Origin of the sequence: Coleofasciculus sp. C1-SOL-03, from assembly GCF_040220555.1 — a bacterium.
GTDB lineage: Bacteria > Cyanobacteriota > Cyanobacteriia > Cyanobacteriales > Coleofasciculaceae > Coleofasciculus.
In genome coordinates this window covers 46681-64749 of record NZ_JAVJUO010000074.1, presented here as the reverse complement: position 1 = coordinate 64749, position 18069 = coordinate 46681, and the positions used below count along the sequence as shown (strand labels likewise).

17 protein-coding genes and 1 other RNA gene are annotated in these 18069 nt (G+C 44.5%); 8 read left to right on the top strand and 10 right to left on the bottom strand.

The annotated features are described in order from the left end of the window. Positions 1–71: 71 nt before the first annotated feature. The 3 genes from RIE73_RS12600 to RIE73_RS12590 all read left to right on the top strand — a co-directional run bounded on the left by RIE73_RS12600 (position 72) and on the right by RIE73_RS12590 (position 2402). Entirely contained in the window at positions 72–212 is a 141-nt protein-coding gene (locus RIE73_RS12600; protein WP_446401497.1) for a hypothetical protein, read from the top strand. A 463-nt stretch (positions 213–675) separates the two neighbouring features. Next, a complete protein-coding gene (locus RIE73_RS12595) occupies positions 676–855 on the top strand; it encodes a hypothetical protein (RefSeq protein WP_446401496.1) in 180 nt (59 codons plus the stop codon). A gap of 152 nt (positions 856–1007) precedes the next feature. Next, positions 1008–2402 carry an aminopeptidase P family protein gene (locus RIE73_RS12590; protein ID WP_446401495.1) on the top strand — a complete coding sequence of 465 codons (1395 nt, stop codon included), beginning with the start codon at positions 1008–1010 and terminating at the stop codon, positions 2400–2402. Positions 2403–2509: 107 nt separating this feature from the next. Here the strand turns inward: RIE73_RS12590 and RIE73_RS12585 are convergent, their stop codons facing one another. Continuing rightward, entirely contained in the window at positions 2510–3001 is a 492-nt protein-coding gene (locus RIE73_RS12585) for a hypothetical protein (protein ID WP_446401494.1), read from the bottom strand. A 28-nt stretch (positions 3002–3029) separates the two neighbouring features. On the opposite strand from RIE73_RS12585, the gene RIE73_RS12580 reads away from it, so the two are divergent. Continuing rightward, a complete protein-coding gene (locus RIE73_RS12580; RefSeq protein ID WP_446401493.1) occupies positions 3030–4256 on the top strand; it encodes a methionine gamma-lyase family protein in 1227 nt (408 codons plus the stop codon). 191 nt (positions 4257–4447) lie between these two features. Here the strand turns inward: RIE73_RS12580 and RIE73_RS12575 are convergent, their stop codons facing one another. The 9 genes from RIE73_RS12575 to RIE73_RS12535 all read right to left on the bottom strand — a co-directional run bounded on the left by RIE73_RS12575 (position 4448) and on the right by RIE73_RS12535 (position 16324). After that, complete coding sequence (locus tag RIE73_RS12575; RefSeq protein WP_446401492.1) at positions 4448–6076, bottom strand: ABC transporter permease; 1629 nt, start codon at positions 6074–6076, stop codon at positions 4448–4450. Positions 6077–6147: 71 nt separating this feature from the next. Further along, complete coding sequence (locus RIE73_RS12570; RefSeq protein ID WP_446401491.1) at positions 6148–7731, bottom strand: hypothetical protein; 1584 nt, start codon at positions 7729–7731, stop codon at positions 6148–6150. 181 nt (positions 7732–7912) lie between these two features. Then, complete coding sequence (locus RIE73_RS12565; protein ID WP_446401490.1) at positions 7913–9784, bottom strand: ABC transporter permease; 1872 nt, start codon at positions 9782–9784, stop codon at positions 7913–7915. Between the two features lie 134 nt (positions 9785–9918). Continuing rightward, positions 9919–10905: an ABC transporter ATP-binding protein gene (locus RIE73_RS12560; RefSeq protein WP_446401489.1), complete on the bottom strand. Its 987-nt coding sequence runs from the start codon at positions 10903–10905 to the stop codon at positions 9919–9921. 179 nt (positions 10906–11084) lie between these two features. Further along, on the bottom strand, positions 11085–11852 hold the full coding sequence (locus RIE73_RS12555; protein ID WP_446401488.1) for a PAS domain-containing protein: 768 nt from the start codon (positions 11850–11852) through the stop codon (positions 11085–11087). A 362-nt stretch (positions 11853–12214) separates the two neighbouring features. After that, positions 12215–14173: an adenylate/guanylate cyclase domain-containing protein gene (locus RIE73_RS12550; protein WP_446401487.1), complete on the bottom strand. Its 1959-nt coding sequence runs from the start codon at positions 14171–14173 to the stop codon at positions 12215–12217. A gap of 191 nt (positions 14174–14364) precedes the next feature. After that, positions 14365–14865, bottom strand: a complete 501-nt coding sequence (locus RIE73_RS12545; RefSeq protein WP_446401486.1) for a Rab family GTPase — start codon at positions 14863–14865, stop codon at positions 14365–14367. A gap of 283 nt (positions 14866–15148) precedes the next feature. Further along, positions 15149–15847 (bottom strand): 3-oxoacyl-ACP reductase FabG, encoded by a 699-nt coding sequence (gene fabG, locus RIE73_RS12540; RefSeq protein ID WP_446401485.1) that lies wholly within the window; start codon positions 15845–15847, stop codon positions 15149–15151. A gap of 153 nt (positions 15848–16000) precedes the next feature. Continuing rightward, a complete protein-coding gene (locus RIE73_RS12535) occupies positions 16001–16324 on the bottom strand; it encodes a DUF1825 family protein (protein WP_446401484.1) in 324 nt (107 codons plus the stop codon). A gap of 280 nt (positions 16325–16604) precedes the next feature. Between RIE73_RS12535 and RIE73_RS12530 the strand changes: the two genes are divergently transcribed. The 4 genes from RIE73_RS12530 (at position 16605) to ffs (ending at position 17989) form a co-directional block, all read left to right on the top strand. Then, entirely contained in the window at positions 16605–17000 is a 396-nt protein-coding gene (locus tag RIE73_RS12530) for an NINE protein (protein WP_446391378.1), read from the top strand. Positions 17001–17007: 7 nt separating this feature from the next. Continuing rightward, positions 17008–17556, top strand: a complete 549-nt coding sequence (locus RIE73_RS12525; RefSeq protein ID WP_446401483.1) for a helix-hairpin-helix domain-containing protein — start codon at positions 17008–17010, stop codon at positions 17554–17556. A 13-nt stretch (positions 17557–17569) separates the two neighbouring features. Next, positions 17570–17836 carry a YciI family protein gene (locus tag RIE73_RS12520; RefSeq protein ID WP_446376342.1) on the top strand — a complete coding sequence of 89 codons (267 nt, stop codon included), beginning with the start codon at positions 17570–17572 and terminating at the stop codon, positions 17834–17836. Positions 17837–17892: 56 nt separating this feature from the next. Next, positions 17893–17989, top strand: an RNA gene (gene ffs / locus RIE73_RS12515) — signal recognition particle sRNA small type. The last annotated feature ends 80 nt before the right edge of the window (positions 17990–18069 follow it).

The window sequence follows — 18069 nt, the reverse complement described above, 5'->3', positions numbered from 1 at the left end:
GGGAACTGTTCACATTACTTAACGAATATATTAAAATAACTTAACATACAGTAACATTCAATAGACTCAACATGGCTAACTCAGACCAACGGAAACAGCGGATCATGGAACACATCAAGCGATCAGTCACCATTCCTCAGCGCGGCTTTTCGCTCAAGTCTGATTCGAGAAAGCAACAGATTATGGATCATATCAAAATGACACGAGGTTAGGGACAATTGTGATCGATTCAAATCAGCCAGTCTGTCAGGGATAGTTCCGGTTCCCCTTCTCCCCTGCGAAAGTCTCCCCTCCGAAAGAGAAGAGGTTAGGGGATGAGGGGGAAACGATAAATGCGTAAGCGGTTCGGTATTCAAACCTTAATGTCAAGCAAGTAAAAAGTAAAAAGAATACACAGACAGATCCCCGACTTCTTGGAGAAGTCGGGGATCTTGCTTGAGACCTGAAATCTGCCATGCTTTGATTCAAATATATTTTTCGATTTTAAAATAAAAAAAGTTAAGCCAAACACAAGAGATTAACGAAACTTTTTGAGTCGCTTGAGCGTCCTTTAAAACGAAATGGATGACTAAAAATAAAGGCTGACTCATGTTTTCAGGAAAACCAAACACGAGAAAACCCCTTTGGACGTCTCTCGCTTCATTAAGCTTACTGCTGATGATGGGCAGTTTAACGATGACCTCCTGCGGACTGGTAAAACCCATCAGTGAAACCACGCCACAAGATGAAAATCAGGCAACTGAGAACGATTCAGTCATAGACGCTGATCAAGACGCCGCTGAAGAAAAAACGGAGGCAGAAAAACGGTATGAAGCGGAAGGGATAGACACCACTGCTGATGATGATCCTGAATAATCTCAGATGCGAATTTCCCTTATATACACCAACAGTTTTAACCCATAGGATAAAAAAGTAGCAGGCTCTCACGCTGAACTCCAAGTTACAGGTTGGACTTCTAAGATATAACAGTTTTGTTATCATACAGTGATGGGTTAACACAACTGTTAATGGAAAGTCAGCAAAACTACAATAGCCTAGCCACAACCCTACGCGATCGCCGAGTTCGTCTCGCCCAGCTTATTGATTTTCCCGTCATTCTCTGGGCGGGACAATCTTGTCCGCGCAACTTTCCGGCAAATCCGTTTCCATTTCGCGCCAGTAGTCATTTTCTCTACTTTGCAGGTTTACCGTTGGAAGGTGCTGCTATTTATCTCAACCATGGCAGGTTGGAACTGTTTCTGGATCAACCCTCGCCAGCCAGTACCCTTTGGCATGGGGAAATGCCCAAACGAGAGGAGATTGCCCAACAAATTGGTGCTGATGCGGCATTTCCGTTCTCAGACTTAGCCTCACGCACAGCCAATGCTGCCACTCTGGCGGTGCAAGATAGGGCGACGTATCAGCAGCAAGAACAACTGTTAAATCGATGCGTCAACCGGGCTAACGCCGCCGAAGGAATTGACCGAGACTTAGCTAAAGCGATTGTATCCTTGCGACTGTGCCACGACGCGGAGGCATTATCCGAGTTACGCCAAGCCGCCGCCGTGACGGTAGCTGCCCATAAAGCGGGAATGCAGGCAATCGGGGGTAGAGATGTGGCAACAGCATGCCTCTACGAAGCCACAATCCGGGGGGCGATGGAAGGGGTGATTCTTGCCCACAACATGAGTTGTGCTTATGGCAGTATTGTCACGGTTCACGGCGAAGTGTTGCACAATGAACAGTATCACCATCCCTTGCAACCCGGAGATTTACTATTGGCGGATGTGGGGGCGGAAACGGAGAGGGGATGGGCAGCTGATGTGACTCGTACCTTCCCTGTAACCGGAACATTTTCTGCGACGCAGCGCGATATTTACGATACTGTTTTAGCTGCCCATAACGCTTGTATTGAGAAAATTCATCCCGGTGTCGAATATCGCGACATTCATCTGTTAGCCGCCGCCACCCTGACTCAAGGATTAGTGGATTTGGGGATTCTGCGGGGACAGGTATCAGATTTAGTCGAACGAGATGCTCATGCGTTATTCTTTCCCCATGGTGTTGGGCATTTGCTGGGCTTAGATGTGCATGATATGGAAGATTTAGGGGATTTAGCGGGATATGCAGAGGGGCGAGTCAGGAGCGATCGCTTTGGTTTAGGATTTCTGCGATTGGATCGACCATTACAATCGGGAATGCTAGTGACGATTGAACCTGGATTCTATCAAGTTCCAGCTATTTTAAATGATCCAGAACGACGCGCCAAGTATCAAGATGTGGTTGACTGGAATCGTTTGGCTCAATTTGCTGATGTGCGTGGGATTCGGATTGAGAATGATGTTTTAGTCACTCCGGAGGGTAGTGAAGTCCTCACCGCCGCTTTACCAACTGAGGCAGATGCGATTGAAGAATGTTTGTAGTGAGAACTTTAGTTCTCTAACCCCTAGCTGGAGAGGGCTAAAGCCCCTACTACGAACCCAATCTATTGCACCATTTTAGCTGTGCCACGCCAGTAGCGTAACCCACGTTACTCCCTAATACTTTGGACAAGAATCGTCCCTAAATTGCTATCAATGACGTTCTCCTTTCCTGAAGCTGAAATCTGAATTAAAGATAAGTCAGTATCAACCTTTCCTTTTAAATAAATATCTCCTGGCAACTCACCGCCAACATCAATTGAACCGATAATGTCTTGAGTCATCGTATTAAAGTTAAACTGAAAATACTTGCCCGTTGATACACCATCGTTAATAGTATTATATGTTTTAATCGGATGATTCGATGGATCAGCAAAAGAAACGGTCAAGCTTTCTAAGGCTTGAGTTGTACCCACTCCTTTTTCTGATAGTATAGCAGGAGCCGTTTTTTGATCATAATTGAATGTTCCTGTCGCCGAATAGCCCTGATTGCCTTGCCAAGTAAAATTAACCGTCATTGCTTCAGCGGGAGCGATGCTAGTCAGGAGGAGGCTTAAGGCTAAACTGGTTACGATAACAAGTTGGACAAAAATACGTGGCATTTTATGGATTCGATCTAAAAACAATTCTATGGTAATCAACAGTTCAGAACAGCTTCAAGACGCTGTTAAAGCACTCCGCCCAATTTTTGAAAAGATTGACATCAACGTCAAGCAAAATCTGAAAAAAGTCCTGACGGCTTTTCGTAATTATCGCGTTGGGGTGCATCACTTTGCTGGCGTGAGTGGTTATGGTCATGACGATTTAGGTCGGCAAACCTTAGACCAAGTATTTGCAGAAGTCATGGGTGCTGAAGCAGCAGCCGTGCGAGTTCAATTGGTTTCTGGAACTCATGCGATCGCCTGTTGCTTGTTTGGGGTGTTACGTCCTGGTGACGAGATGGTATCTGTGGTGGGTGCGCCTTACGATACCTTGGAAGAAGTGATTGGTGTTCGAGGTCAAGGTCAAGGATCATTACAGGAGTTTGGCATTGATTATCGTCAGTTAGAATTAACCGCTGATGGAACCATTGATTGGCAGGCATTAAAAACAGCAATTGGACAACGGACGCGCCTCGTCTTAATTCAGCGATCATGTGGTTATTCTTGGCGTCCTAGTCTTTCTATAACAGACATTGAAAAAATTGTCCAATGCGTTAAACAGCAAAATCCGAATACAATTTGTTTTGTCGATAACTGTTACGGCGAGTTTATTGAAGACAAAGAACCTCCAGCCGTTGGTGCGGATTTAGTAGCGGGATCATTGATTAAAAATCCGGGTGGAACTATTGTCACTGCTGGGGGATATATTGCCGGAAAAGCCGAGTTAGTCGAAGCCGCAACCTGTCGCTTAACCGCCCCTGGAATTGGTCGTTCGGGTGGGGCAACATTTGACCAGAATCGGTTATTATTTCAAGGACTCTTTCTCGCCCCGCAAATGGTGGGAGAGGCAATTAAGGGAACGCATTTAACCGCTTATATCTTTGATCAGTTAGGCTATCCCGTCAATCCTCAACCCATGGCACCTCGCCGGGATGTTATTCAGGCAATTCAGTTAGGTTCACCGGAGAAATTAATCGCCTTTTGTCGGGCGATTCAGCAATATTCTCCGATTGGTTCCTATCTCGATCCTGTACCCGCCCAAATGCCAGGATATGAGAGTCAGTTAGTTATGGCGGGAGGAACGTTTATTGATGGGAGTACCTCGGAGTTTTCTGCTGATGGACCGCTGCGAGATCCTTATATCGTATTTTGTCAAGGGGGAACCCATTGGACTCATGTCGCGATCGCACTCGAAGCCGCGATAGAAGCAATATAGAGTGGGGGAATTCATTCCATCTAGAAACCGTAGGGGCGCAAAGACTTGCGCCCGATTCCCGATTCAATCGTCACATCTAATCCACAATTTTAGCTGTGTCAATCCCGTCGTGGCGTGGCACACCTTATTTGATGAATTAGAAATACGTTCAGAAATTGTAGGGGCGCATGGCGTGCGCCCAATCCAGTCGGTCAATTCGACAAAGGTAAACGCCCTGCTAAAAGTGCTTTCGTGGCAGATTCTCCAGCTAGGCGCAACTGTCGCCTTAACTGCCAATTTAACCCACCCAAGATAATCACTTGAATCAGAAAAGCTTGCAACACCAATCCCACGGATGCATGGCGCATCACATAATCCCAAGGAAATGCTGTAAACAGCCATAACCCGCCCCAGTTTGTTCCGGGAACAATCGATAATACACTCAATAGAGTTGGTGGTAAAACAATCGCTGCGACAAGTATCCCAGTTGCCCAGATTCCCCGCTTAGGCGTTTTTATCAACAGCATTAGCTGTGCGATCGCGCTATAGATTAACATCATACTCAGGCTGAGAATTAGGCTGGCAAAAGCTTGCAGTTTCATATCAATATCCACTGACTCCAGCAAAATCCAACCGATTAACGGGAGTGCCACAATCATACAATTCATCGCAATCGCGACTAAAGCGGGACTCTTTTCACCCCAGAGTAAATCTGCCATCAACGAAGACTTCACAGTGGAACGATTTTGATGTCGATAACGCGCCCAATCCTGTAAACTTTGACGCTGAGGAGATAAGGCAGCTATTAACCCCAAAAACAGTACCAGATTTAATCCCAGTACGATGTAGAAGTTATCGGGAAACGGATAAGAATATCCTGAACTCGGATGTTGCAGGGCAAAACCTAGGGTAAATGTTATCCAGCAAGCTGTGAATAAATAACTTTGGCGTTTACTCAGTAGCGTTGTACCCGGATTCCGAAATTGTCGGTTAAAGGCTTGTCCAATCCAGTATGTCCATAAACCATAGTTAAGCAGTGCCAAGACAACAATGCTAAACCCCATCATTCCTAATGGCAGGTTAAAAAATTGCCACGCTTGAATTTTTCCCAAGTTAAAGGGGAAACCTGTATAATGTGAATTGGTTTCATCAACAAGATAAGGGAATAACACTGATGGAGAAAACAGACTTAACCAATCTAGAGAACTATTGCTAATGGGTTTAGAATTCGCCATCAACAAAAATACAAAAACTGCCCCACTGCCTAACCAAGCTTGGAACCCACTAAACCAGGAACCAAATAAGCCAAATAAAAGCGCCGCACTGAAGAAAAATCCACTACTGGCGATAAGAATCACCCAGAAACTGATAATTTCTGCCAGGGGAATTTTGCCAGATAAACCCGACCACAGATGGAAAGGTAAAGCGATCGCAATTGCCAGATAGAGGAGAATAGGAACGCCTAAGAGTTTACCTAGCCAAAACTGCGCCGTTGACTGAGGGCTGAGTCGAATGAAATTCAGTGTACCGCGTCGTTCTTCATGACCTAGGTTGGCAATCAGCATATAACTCCCGATAACCAAAAGGGCAAAGACAACAACAAGACTGAGAGAGATGAATATGTCGCGATAGTGATCTTGCCACCAAAGCTGGATCTCCTGTTCACTCAGGTGGCGAGGAAGATAAGAATGATCGCCTGACCAAGAAAAGAATAGCAGGAATTGACCCACTAAGGATATAATCAGTGCGATCGCGACATTCCGTCCCTTAAGACGACCTTTCACTTCCCGCAATAGCTGCGGGTTCCATTCGCCAATGCGATCGATCCAAGTTAGTCGCATAATTGAGAATCTCCTAATTGAAACATAAAGAATAATCTTTGTCGTGTTAACCCAAGGTGGTTGGTGAAACTTCAGCGCACTTTCGATACATTAGGCAAAGTATTAGGGTTGGCAAATAGCGGTTTTGACGCCGCTTCACCGACACGTTTTAACTGACGAGTTAGTTGTGCAATTAATCCGGTCATAATCACCCATTGACCCAATAAACTAAACAAGACGGTAAAGACGGATGTCTGTTCTAAGATAATCCAAGGCGCACCAAATACTGACACAAGCCATAATCCCGGCAATTGTACTCCTGAAGTGAATTCCGCTTGTATGACAGATAAAATAAATAGAGGGACAAAAATCGTCATACTCAAGGTACTTCCTGCCCAAATCCACGGTTTTTTGCGTCGGATTATCAACATCAATTGAATGAGAAGGGCGTAGCATCCAATTAAATTAGCACACAGTAACAATCCCGCGATCGCTTTCACTTTGTCATCGACACCAGTGGGAAACAGCAGTAACCACGGAAACCAGACAATTGCTATAATCCCTAAATTTACCGCGATCGCGACGGATGACGGACTCTTTTCACCCCAAAACCAATCCCACCATGACATCTGCACATTTTTAACCGTTGCATGTTGACGTTGGAATTGCCCGTACCTTGACCAATCTAACAAACTTTGTCGTTGCGGCGAAATTGCAAAACTAACCGCTAATAAGACAACCAAGCTAAACAGAGAAATTCCAAACAGACACCCAAATAGTGCATCTTGGCTAGTTACAAACTGGCGGGGAAGTGACCCAAATAATCCCAATAGCCAAACTTGAACACTTCCCACTAACCAGTAACTCTGTTGTTTACTTAATAGCGTGCCATTGGGATTGCGGAACATGCGATTAGTGGCTTGCCAAACCCAGTAGGCGCTGGTGCTAATTGTTATTAGTATCCATAGAATTAGCTGCCAAGGTTCATCACTCAGATGCCAAATAAACCAATACCAATCACCCAGATCTTGGTAGGTCAACTTTTGCCAATCCAAATACAAATCCAGTAAACCCAGAAAAGAACTACCTAACCACGCCCCGACTAGACTAGCTGCTAAGCCTTGATAGGAGGCTTGAGTTAAGGAAGCATTGAGTAATCCTACACTATAGAACAACCCACCAGTGACCAGAATTAAAGCATAAAAACTGATGATCCAGCCTAGCGGAACCCCAGCGGCAATTCCTGCGCCCCAATGTAGGGGGACAGCCACACTTAATCCCAGGTAAACTAATATCGGCACACCAAGCATTTTTCCCCACAAAACACGCTGACTGGATTGGGGTGTGAGGCGAATAAAATTGAGCGTACCCCGTCGATGTTCTTGCATCCAATCCGAAACCAGCAAGTAGACGCCGATGGAAAATAAAGACAGAGGTAGAATCCAATTAAGTGTTCTGAAAATCGTCAGCCAATCAAATTCCCAGGCGAATTCGACACAGCGATTATTAACATAACTCGTACAGTTTTGGCTAGAAAACGATAACAAAATTGACGCTTGAATCATTAAAGACGTTGCCACAACCAGGCATCCATTGCGGAGTTGCAACCGTCCTCGAAGTTCTCGCATCAACTGGGGATTCCAATCACCCAGTCGGTTGATCGGTATAGAAAACATGGGGAATATCTCCAAATTAACTGTTCGTTCGTAGTTGCGCTTTAGCGCCTAAAACCTTGAGTCTTAACCACAAACGCTGAACTCATACTCTCAAGTTTAACGGGTTTTTTATCAGTTTGTAGTCAGCGATGCGAACGCTTATGGCACTAAAGTGCCTACTACGAACGAAATTTACCTTAATCTAACGACGACTTGAGGAATGTCCCGCTAATAAAGCTTGAGTCGCTGACTCACCTGCTTTGCGTAATTGCCGTGTTAGCTGAAACGTTAATAGTCCCCAGAGTAGGAATTCGCTAAGGATAGCAAAAGCCATCATTGAGGTAGCCGCATATTCAATTCCTGCCCAAGGAAATGAGGAAAATAGCCATGGAATAGGATTGTCGTGAGTCTCAATTCCCAATACTAACAGCATAATTGGTGGCAAGCTAAGAACAGCCCCAATAGTACCCGTTGCCCACAGCGCCCGCTTAGACGTTTTCATCATTAACATTAGCTGCCCTAGGGTGGAACAAATTAGCGTAATGCAGATGAAGAAAGCGACGGCTAACAAGGCTTTGAGTTTGTCGAATCCTGGCTCATTCCACAATGCAATCCAAACCCAAAAAGGCGTTGTGGCAATCGCTAAATTAATCCCAATGGCAACGATAGCTGGACTCTTTTCTCCCCAAATTAAATCCTGAACGATTCTCCACTTTTTGCGAATTGTTCCTTGTTGCTGACGATAACGCGCCCAATCCTGTAGGACTTGGCGGTGAGAGGAAAGTGCTGCAATTAAACCCAGGAATAGCGCAACATTGAAACAGAAAATGATCCACAGATTATCAACGAGTGAATAAGATATATAGATGTCCTGCTTTTCTTGCACAGCAAATCCTAACAGTAAGATTTCCACACAAGCAACTAGCCAATAACTTTGTCGTTTGCTTAGGACAGCCGTATTGGGATTTTGAAAGCGTCGCTTCAGGGCTTGCCAAATCCAACCTGTCCATAAAGCATAATTCAATAGGACAAAACTGAAGATACCTAATCCAGTCAACCCCACAGGTATATGGAACCATTGCAGGCTTTCTATTGGCGTACTATAGCCAATAAAGTCAGGACTATAATGTTCCGTTTGATTGTAAAGATAGGGCAGAATGACATCAGGAGAAAATAGTTTCATCCAATCCAATGGATTCTGAGTAATCCAAGTCCACCGATTGAACGCTATCAGCAGAAATAGGAATACAGCGCCACCTCCTAACCAGGATTGGAATCCATTTAACCAAGAACTCATTAACCCAAACAGCAGTGCAGCACTGTAGAAGAAGACACAACCTGCTATCAAAACAGCATAGAAGCTGAAGATCTCTCCCAGGGGAATTTGGGCAGATAAACCTAACCACAAATGCAAGGGAATAAGCAAAACTGCTGCTATATAGAGTAAGATAGGAACGCCTAATACTTTTCCCAATAAAATACTCTGAGCAGATTGGGGACTAACGCGAATAAAATTAAGTGTGCCACGGTGTTCTTCTCCAGCTAAGTCAGCGATGAGCATATACGTTCCCACAGTTAACAGGACGAACAGAACAATTACACTCAGCCATCCGAACATTTGTCCGTGTTGATATTGCCACCACAGTGGAATATCGATAGCATCTTTGGGACATTCATAAATCGGAGCAATTCCTTGAAGATTTGTAATTTGTGTTTTTACGTTCTCTATACTGCCTTTGAGTTGATTGATTTTTGCTAGATCATAGTATTCGGCGCTGCTATAGCGAAAGAATTGGTCTTGAAGTAAGCGATATTGCTCCTGAAGTTGGGACAGTTTGGCTTGATTGGCTAGGTAAGTATCGGGAAGTTTACAGAATATTTCTTTACTGTCAACGTAGTAGTCAGGATCACTCAAGCGAGTAAATTGATTCAATCCATAGAGGAACATCGCTAGATAGCCAAGTACCGATGCGCCAACCGCGATCGCGATATTCCGCCCCTTTAGCCTTCCCTTCAGTTCCCGCAAGAGTTGCGGGTTCCAGTCTCCTAGTCTGTCTATTCCTTTAAGTACCATGAAAATAGTCTCCTAAATTGGTCATTTGTCATTTGTTATTGGTGAAAAAACCTTGGTCTGGGCGGGTTTAGTTACATCGGGGTGATGTCAAAAACGATCATCGTAAAACCCGCCCCTACAGTCTTGAAAACGTTCTAAGAGACTTGTTGATGTCCTAGCTTTAAGAATATGGTTTCTAAGTCCTCTTGGGTACAGTGAAACTCCGTTAGCGGAATTCCCGCTTCAACTAGCGATCGCAACAACATCGCACTCTCTTCTGGATTCCCGGAAAAATCAACCCGTATCTGGTTCTTTCCCGGAATCGGTTCGATGTCTTGCACTAACGGATAATGTTTCAGTTCAGCCGCCAATGCGTCCATATCTCCTAAACTGGAGAGAATAATCTTCTGACGACTAAGGCGGCGATAAAGTTCAGCTAAAGGCGCACTTTCCACCAAATAGCCGAGTTCCATAATCCCCACCGAGGTACAGAGTTCGGCTAAGTCACTCAAGACATGGGACGAAATCAGAATCGTCATCCCCGCTTCTTGTAACGTTTTGATAATTTCCCGAAACTGCATCCGGGCGATCGGATCTAATCCGGAAACGGGTTCATCGAGTAGCAGCAGAATCGGTTCATGAATAATCGTTCTCGCCAAACTCAGCCGCTGTTTCATCCCCCGCGATAGGGTAGCAATTAAGCTTTTGCGCTTACTGGTAAGCTGTACCAGTTCCAACACCTCTCGTAAACGTCGAGTACGCCGGGGTTCTCGCAGGCGATAGAGTCGGGAAAAATAGTCCAGATAATCCCAAACCGTTAAATCCTCGTAAACCGGGAAATCATCGGGGAGATAACCAATGCGCTGCTTGAGTTTGGGGTTGCTTTGATCTCGCAACAAGCGATCGCCATTAATATAAATTTCACCCGTCGTCGGTTCCTCAGCGGCGGCTAACATGCGAATTAGCGTCGTTTTCCCTGCGCCATTGGGACCAATCAATCCATAAACTTCACCAGCGGCGACTTGTAAATCGATATCATTGACGGCGATATGTCGGTCAAATTGTTTTGTCAATCCATGGGTAGAAATGGCTAAGTCTTGACTTAGGGGGGGTGGGGATGGGAGAAATGTTCCTGCTTCCATAGTTGATGCTGATCGGATCTAATGTCCGCCAGTTTAACCTCTCTGAAGCCAAGGTATCTCTCTTCCGGTGACACTTATGCAGTTTGGGCGGGGGATTGGGGAACAGGGAATAGGGAACAGGGAACAGGGAATAGGGAACAGTAAGAATTTGAGGTTTCTTAATATTTCTTAAATTTACTTCATCGATTGATATCACGCCCAATATAAATAATATCCTGTTCGTCTTCTAATTCGCTCTCAATTCTAGAACAGGAAAATGCCACGAGAATCTTGTCTCCTGTCTTAGTCTGACAAAGCATTTTAGTTGTGTTGATGCCATTGCAACAAGAGCCATTTTTCTGTTCAACTAAATTTTTAAGCTGAGACTCATCAATAATCAAGGATAAAGGTTTGCCGATTAATTCAGAATTGTTATAGCCAAACAAAGCATTAGCTGCTTTATTTACAATTTTGATCCTAGATAACGAATTGGTAACGAATAAAGCATCTCCTATATATTGGATAATTTTATCCAGATATTGACTCGATGCTGCCCAAGCATCTAATAATAAGGTCGTTTCATTTGAGCGTTGAACTAAGGTCTGTTCTAAATTCATCCGCTCAGTGACATCCTCACATAAAATAATTAGTTTATTTCCTGCCTGATAGTCTTCACTGTCATTGATAATATACATATCAAAATAGAGAAGATTACCTCGTCCAGTAAACCGCCCAATTCCTTTTAAATTAAAATGTAACTGTCGCCCTTGAAGGATATAGCTTAAAATCTCTTCCATCCCGACAATTTCTGGAAAACTCAGACGGATATCCTTGCCTATAGTCAAATCCTGAGGACGATCGGCAAACTGAGCGATTTGATTTGATAGTTCTACAATATTGAATGATTCATCCACGGCTAAATATTCTATATGCCGAGCGACTAATAGTTTTTGAAAGAGAGGATGCATTTCAATTTATACTGCCTTGTAGAATTCATCAGTTAAATTTTATTTTAGCTTTAAAAACAATTGATCTCAAGTATATTTTTTGATAATGACTGTTATTTAATAATCCAAACTATTAGAAATTAATCATGCTTTTCCAGTTTTCCTTACTATCAAAGGCTTAGTTACTCTTAGATTGGGCAAGAGGTAAGTATTCCCTCGCCTCATTGTGTATAGTAAGTAGTCGGACAAAAGAAAACAGCACCATACTAAGTTTTGTGAACAAACCTCAAACCCTTACTGTTCCCTGTTCCCTGTTAAGAGTTCCCTAATCTCAACCGTTCACGTTAATTGTGTCCACCTACTTAGAGGTTCACGATAATGATTTATTTTACCGCAATAAGAAAATAGGTGGTCATCTTGCCCCTACCCTTCACGTCAATCATACCCCGTTGCTCAAACTCAAATGTATCCTTCAGTTTTTCGTAGGTTGCGGCTGTCACTTGGATACGTCCAGGTATACCCTGTGATTCCATACGGCTGGCAATGTTCACGGTATCTCCCCACAAATCATAACTGAATTTTTTGAGACCAATTACGCCAGCAACCACTGGTCCAGTGTTGATGCCAATTCGCATATTAAAAGCCTGTCCTGTCTGGTCACGAAATTGGGTAATCGCCCCTTGCATATCCAGTGCCATCCGGGCGATCGCATGGGCATGGTTGAGGGGCGATCGCGGTAATCCCCCCACCACCATGTACGCATCCCCAATGGTTTTAATCTTCTCCAAGCGATGCTGTTCGCAAAGTTCATCGAAGCTGGAAAAGATTTGATTGAGTAAGTTGAGTAATGTAATCGGAGGTATTGAGGACGACAGTTGAGTAAACCCGACAATATCGGCAAAAAGAACCGAAACTTCAGCAAAATCCTCGGCGATGATTTGAGATTCATGTTTCAAACGCTCGGCAATAGGTTCAGGTAAGATATTTAGGAGTAGCTGTTCAGATTTTTCCTGTTCTTGCCGCAATGCGGCTTCTGCTTGTTTACGCTTTATAAACTGTCCCAACTGATTCCCAATTGCTGCCATCACCTGCATCAGTTCCTGATCCGGGGGTTGCACATCACAGCAATAAAACGTGATCACACCCAAAATTTGCTCCTCGTCTTGAATCGGAAAGCCAAAAGCACTGCTTAGTTCAGCAATTGGAACGATCGGGGATGGTGACTCGGAGGTGATATCGCTAACCCATTCAGGAGAACGACTCGTCCAAATTTGACCCAGTAATCCCCCCGTAGGGGATGCAATTAATGGTTGAGTTATTGACATCGATTCTGGAATCGCATGGCTAATCCAAGTGTGTTCACACCGCAACTGAGGCATCACTCTGTCAGTTTCGATTGATTCCGAAGTCCAAAGTTCACCCAAATCCCACGCCAATGTTTCACCAATTGTGGGCAAAATTTTGGGCATAGCCTCCTTGATTGTGCCTGAATCCGATAGAATACGAGTAATAGCATGTTGAGTCGCTATCCGTTTTTGTGTGCGTTGACGTTCTGTAATATCACGCCCAATATAAATAAAATGGTGACTCCCTTCTGTTTCCATTTGAATCGCTGAACAGGAGAAGGATACCATTATTTTCTCTCCAGTTTTTTTCTGGCAAACAACCTCCCAATTATTGATCGATTTTGGCTCAACGCAAAGTTGATGTTGATGTTCGCTGAGTAAGTCATCAGCCAGAGACAGAATCAGGCGAATAGATTTGCCAATCAATTCAGCTTCGTCATAGCCAAATAAAAGTTGTGCCGAACGATTGACCGTTTTAATGGTTCCAGAAAGCGTAGTTACCAATAGGGCATCCGCCATCGCCGTAATAATTTGATCAATATACGCTTTTGATGCCGATAAGCGACTCACTAATAAACTTGTTTCATTGGTGGCTTGAACTAAGGTTTGTTCTAAAACCATCCGTTCCGTGACATCTTCTAATAAAATAATTAATTGATTTTGGTTATCAGGGTTAGACGGGTCAAAAGCTAAAGGATGTTTAATCACATACAAATCCATATACAGCGACTCGCCTGTATCTGAACACCGGGTAATTCCTTTTAATTCAAAAGTATCCTGTCGTTCATCCAGAATATCAATCAGAATGGATTCTAACCCAATGAGTTCCGGAAATCCTAGACAGATATTTTGTCCTTGGCTAACCTGATCGGGGTCTTCGGCAAACCGCTTGACTCCCGGAGAAGTCTCCAGAATTTGACCGTCTTTATCTATTAATAAATATTCCCTGTGGCGTGGTGCAAACAGGGATAGAAGTTTATTTAAACGGATACTCATATCTGCTTATTTTGGTGCTGTGAGCTGAATCCACGTCTTCGGCGCAGATTCCTATAGCAGAAGGCAGGAGGCAGAGAGCAGAAGGCTTTTTTACGTCGTTTCAGCGATTTAATCTATCCTGTAAAACCTATAGTAATGTATTTCATTGTTATACATTTGGCGATTTTGTAATACAGCCGATGAAATCTTTTTCATTCAACCATTCGCTGCGCCAGTATAAAAAAAATATCATCAACATTTGTCCCTGTTTTCGCTGATGTGGGATAGATAGCAGCGATTTTGTTCGGATAATTCAATTGGCACTTGTCTAGCAAATCTTGCTGTTGCTTTTCAGACAGAAGATCGGCTTTATTTAACGCAACGATACCGAATCCTTTAGGATTGACGGATAAAAAGGCTTGTAAGTGATCAGAAATATGATCGATTGTGACTTTACGACTGACATCAGCTACAATGACTGCGCTGCTTGCCCCTTGGAGGTACATCGGTGTCACCGTTTTAAATTTAGTATTTCCCTCTAAATCCCAAATTAGCATTTGTACCTGGAGCGTCTTTTTTGGCGTCTTGGCTTGTACCTCAACTGTTTTTCGGGAAATCTTGACGCCCACGGTTGACAGATACTTATCGCTAAACTGCCGTTCCACAAAGCGACGAATCAAGCTGGTTTTCCCGACACTAAAATCGCCCAGCATACATATTTTTTTAGAGAGCAGGGAAGTCATCCTCGTTTTTTAACTCCAATCGATAGGGGATCTAGTATATTTAAATAGCAAAACCTGAGCGCTACAAAATAGTTCTGAAATTATTAGTTATCTGTGTTTTGTGTCACTGATGAATGATCAATGATTGCCTGGATATCGTCCAGATATCCTTTGCCAAGAAGGGCGGGTTAAGTTAGAGGTTGTGTTCCGAACATTAGTGGTCAAACCCGCCCCGACAAAAAAGTAGAGACGCCCCATGGTTCGTCTCTACAGGTTAAATACTGCCATACACGGGAATAGCCGCACCGCTTACATCTTGTGCGGCGTCTGATGCTAAGAAACAGATCACCTGGGCGATAGATTGGGGTTTCACCCACTGATTGGCATTTTCTTCCCCCATCGCTTGACGATTGGTTGGTGTGTCAATCACGCTAGGGAGTACACTATTGGCAGTGATATTCGTGCCTTTGGTCTCATCCGCGATCGCTTGAGTCAGAGCGACAACGCCAGCTTTTGCCGCACAGTAGGCGGCTAATTGTCCCCCCGGTTGTACAGCACCCCGCGATCCCACGGTAATAATGCGCCCATAATTCTGGGGCAGCATTTTTGCCAAACTGTGCTTGCACACCAGAAAGGTAGTATTTAAGTTCAGATCAAAATCATTTTTCCAGGCTTCGTAACTATATTCGTGGGTTTTGCCCATGGAAAAGCCACCCACTAAATGGATCACTACATCCACCCCTTCCATATCGTTAATCATTTTGCTGACATTCGCCTCATCCGTGAGATCCGTCGGGACAAAGTGAATTCGGGCAAAATCCGCAGGGGATAGGATGTGTTTGAGGCGTTCTACATCTTGAGGATTGCGATAAGGAATGGTTACCGTTTTGGGTGTAGAGGCTAATACGGCTGGAGTCACCCCTATTCCTAATCCGCCAGTACCGCCAGTGAGTAAAACGTGTTTGCCTTTCATGAATTTGAACGGGTGGGTATCTTCATGTCCCACCATATCGCGATTTGAGCAGCGATTAAGCTGCCCTTACTCTATTCAAGCACGAATTGGCTTCACCTGATCGGGTAGATATCTAGGATAACCCGATTTGACGGAGTAGCTTGTGTCCGGTTTCTAAGACTGTTTTTCCAGTTCCGATTTCATCCGCTCTAACGTCATTTGCATTTGATCAAACATTTGCTGAGGCGTGATGCCAAACTGACCAAGTTGCGTATTAAGCTGCTCAACAGTCATCTGAGCCATAAAATCCTCGGATAACTCGAAGCGCTTCATAAAAATTCGATAGCGCTCCATCATCGCTTCCATCTGATCAATGAAAATTTTCTTCCCTTCTCGGTCAAATTTACCGTAGCTGCCTCCCAATTGGACAAGGGACTGATAATCTTCAAACAGTTGTTTAGCTTCTTGTTGGACTATATCTGAATCAAAAAACCCCATAGCTTTTAACCCTATCAACCGAGTGGGTTGTACTGCCGTTTCCAGTCATATTCTAGTGCAGTGTTGCACTTAGAGGAAACTTCGGTTATCCGTATTAGGGATGCAAGGGAGTAGGGGTGTGGGGATGCCGGGTGCAGGGGAGCGGGGGTGCAAGGGTGCAGGGGTGTACAGGTGAAGATCTGAATGTAAATGTAATTGAGGAAGCTTCAATATCATAAAAGTATGGCGTTCCTCTTTCTTGATTGATAACGGTGTCCTTTCGTCTGGTGTTTGAACCACTATGTTAAGCAAGCCGAAAAGTCGAAAAGTCGCTTCCTTACTGGCGTTTAGTGGGGTAGTGATACCTGTTTCTGGACTGCACAAGTTTTATCTAGGGCAACCTTGGTGGGGAGTTTTGTATTTGTTGCTGTCCTGGACACCGATTCCCAGAGTGGCGAGTGCCATTGAAGGGGTATGGTATTTGTTGCAAAATTCGGAGCAATTCGACCAAAATTTTAATGGCGATTTGATCCCAACCGGGACATCAGCGCCAAGTCAAATCCCAGAGGTTGATCCAGCGCAAGTGGGTGCGATCGCGGATGCACTGCGACAACTGGATAAGCTGCGTCAGGAGGGGCTGATGTCAGAATATGAGTTTGAGCAAAAGCGTCGCCAATTACTGGATCGTATCGCGTGAAAAGAAGATGGCACTGTTTGACTGGCTGTTATCGACGGATCGATTAAACCCAACCTGGCGCTCAATCCAAGCCCGGATTCAGAGCGATCCCTACTATCGGCTGCAATCGGCACAAGACATTGAGGTGGCGGCGGCATTGGGGATTAGAATTGATGTCAATCAAGCGACGGTGGATGACTGGCTGAGATTACCAGGAATATCCATCCATCAAGCGCGATCGCTGGTGGAATTGGCAAATAGTGGGGTACAGTTTTGCTGTTTGGAAGATATTGCGGCGGCGTTAAGTATCCCTGTGGCGCGGTTGCAGCCGTTACAACCAATTCTCAGCTTTTGTTACTATGACGCCGAAAGTCCAGCCACCCCGATACCGATTCCGGCGAATACAGCATCCGTGGAACAACTGAGCCGAATTCCTGGGATTGACTTGTTTTTAGCCAGAGCGATCGCCCAAAATCGGCAAGAGAGGGGCAACTATCGTAATTTAGCCGACTTCCAGCGACGCCTTGCCCTTCCCCCAGACCTGATATCTGAGATAATGTACTATTTGCGGTTTTGATGGGAAAAAGCCAATGCCCTGGTTCGTCAAGATAGAAGAAGGCATCGTCGATAAACCTACGTTTGACCAATATGTTCCGGCTCATAAAGCCTACGTCCAAGACTTGATTGCCAAAGGACATCAAGCCAAAACAGGTTACTGGGCGGAGAAAGGAGGGGGAATGCTCCTGTTTGAAGCAAGTTCAAAACAAGAAGCACAGGCGATCGTCGAGGGAGATCCGTTGGTGGCAAATCACTGTGTCAAATACCAACTTCACGAATGGTGCATCATTGCCGAATAAAAATATCTCCCTGAACTGGATGATCAATGTGGCGGAAAGATGTTATGCTAATAAATGACTCGGATTCATGCAATCCCAACGCTCAAACCTTGTCAGAACCGGAAGGTAGCAGCAATACGAGATGCTTGGGATAGGCGTGAACTCCGGGTCTTCTCGTATCTAGCGCTACAGTGACGCATTATTTTTCATCTCCCCCGGCTCGCCCATCCCTTGCCGTATTCCGTTGAATCCTG

Coding starts and splice junctions, on each gene's coding strand:
- RIE73_RS12600 (WP_446401497.1), top strand. CDS start 72: ATGGCTAACTCAGACCAACGGAAACAGCGGATCATGGAACACATCAAG.
- RIE73_RS12595 (WP_446401496.1), top strand. CDS start 676: ATGACCTCCTGCGGACTGGTAAAACCCATCAGTGAAACCACGCCACAA.
- RIE73_RS12590 (WP_446401495.1), top strand. CDS start 1,008: ATGGAAAGTCAGCAAAACTACAATAGCCTAGCCACAACCCTACGCGAT.
- RIE73_RS12585 (WP_446401494.1), bottom strand. CDS start 3,001: ATGCCACGTATTTTTGTCCAACTTGTTATCGTAACCAGTTTAGCCTTA.
- RIE73_RS12580 (WP_446401493.1), top strand. CDS start 3,030: ATGGTAATCAACAGTTCAGAACAGCTTCAAGACGCTGTTAAAGCACTC.
- RIE73_RS12575 (WP_446401492.1), bottom strand. CDS start 6,076: ATGCGACTAACTTGGATCGATCGCATTGGCGAATGGAACCCGCAGCTA.
- RIE73_RS12570 (WP_446401491.1), bottom strand. CDS start 7,731: ATGTTTTCTATACCGATCAACCGACTGGGTGATTGGAATCCCCAGTTG.
- RIE73_RS12565 (WP_446401490.1), bottom strand. CDS start 9,784: ATGGTACTTAAAGGAATAGACAGACTAGGAGACTGGAACCCGCAACTC.
- RIE73_RS12560 (WP_446401489.1), bottom strand. CDS start 10,905: ATGGAAGCAGGAACATTTCTCCCATCCCCACCCCCCCTAAGTCAAGAC.
- RIE73_RS12555 (WP_446401488.1), bottom strand. CDS start 11,852: ATGCATCCTCTCTTTCAAAAACTATTAGTCGCTCGGCATATAGAATAT.
- RIE73_RS12550 (WP_446401487.1), bottom strand. CDS start 14,173: ATGAGTATCCGTTTAAATAAACTTCTATCCCTGTTTGCACCACGCCAC.
- RIE73_RS12545 (WP_446401486.1), bottom strand. CDS start 14,865: ATGCTGGGCGATTTTAGTGTCGGGAAAACCAGCTTGATTCGTCGCTTT.
- fabG (WP_446401485.1), bottom strand. CDS start 15,847: ATGAAAGGCAAACACGTTTTACTCACTGGCGGTACTGGCGGATTAGGA.
- RIE73_RS12535 (WP_446401484.1), bottom strand. CDS start 16,324: ATGGGGTTTTTTGATTCAGATATAGTCCAACAAGAAGCTAAACAACTG.
- RIE73_RS12530 (WP_446391378.1), top strand. CDS start 16,605: ATGTTAAGCAAGCCGAAAAGTCGAAAAGTCGCTTCCTTACTGGCGTTT.
- RIE73_RS12525 (WP_446401483.1), top strand. CDS start 17,008: ATGGCACTGTTTGACTGGCTGTTATCGACGGATCGATTAAACCCAACC.
- RIE73_RS12520 (WP_446376342.1), top strand. CDS start 17,570: ATGCCCTGGTTCGTCAAGATAGAAGAAGGCATCGTCGATAAACCTACG.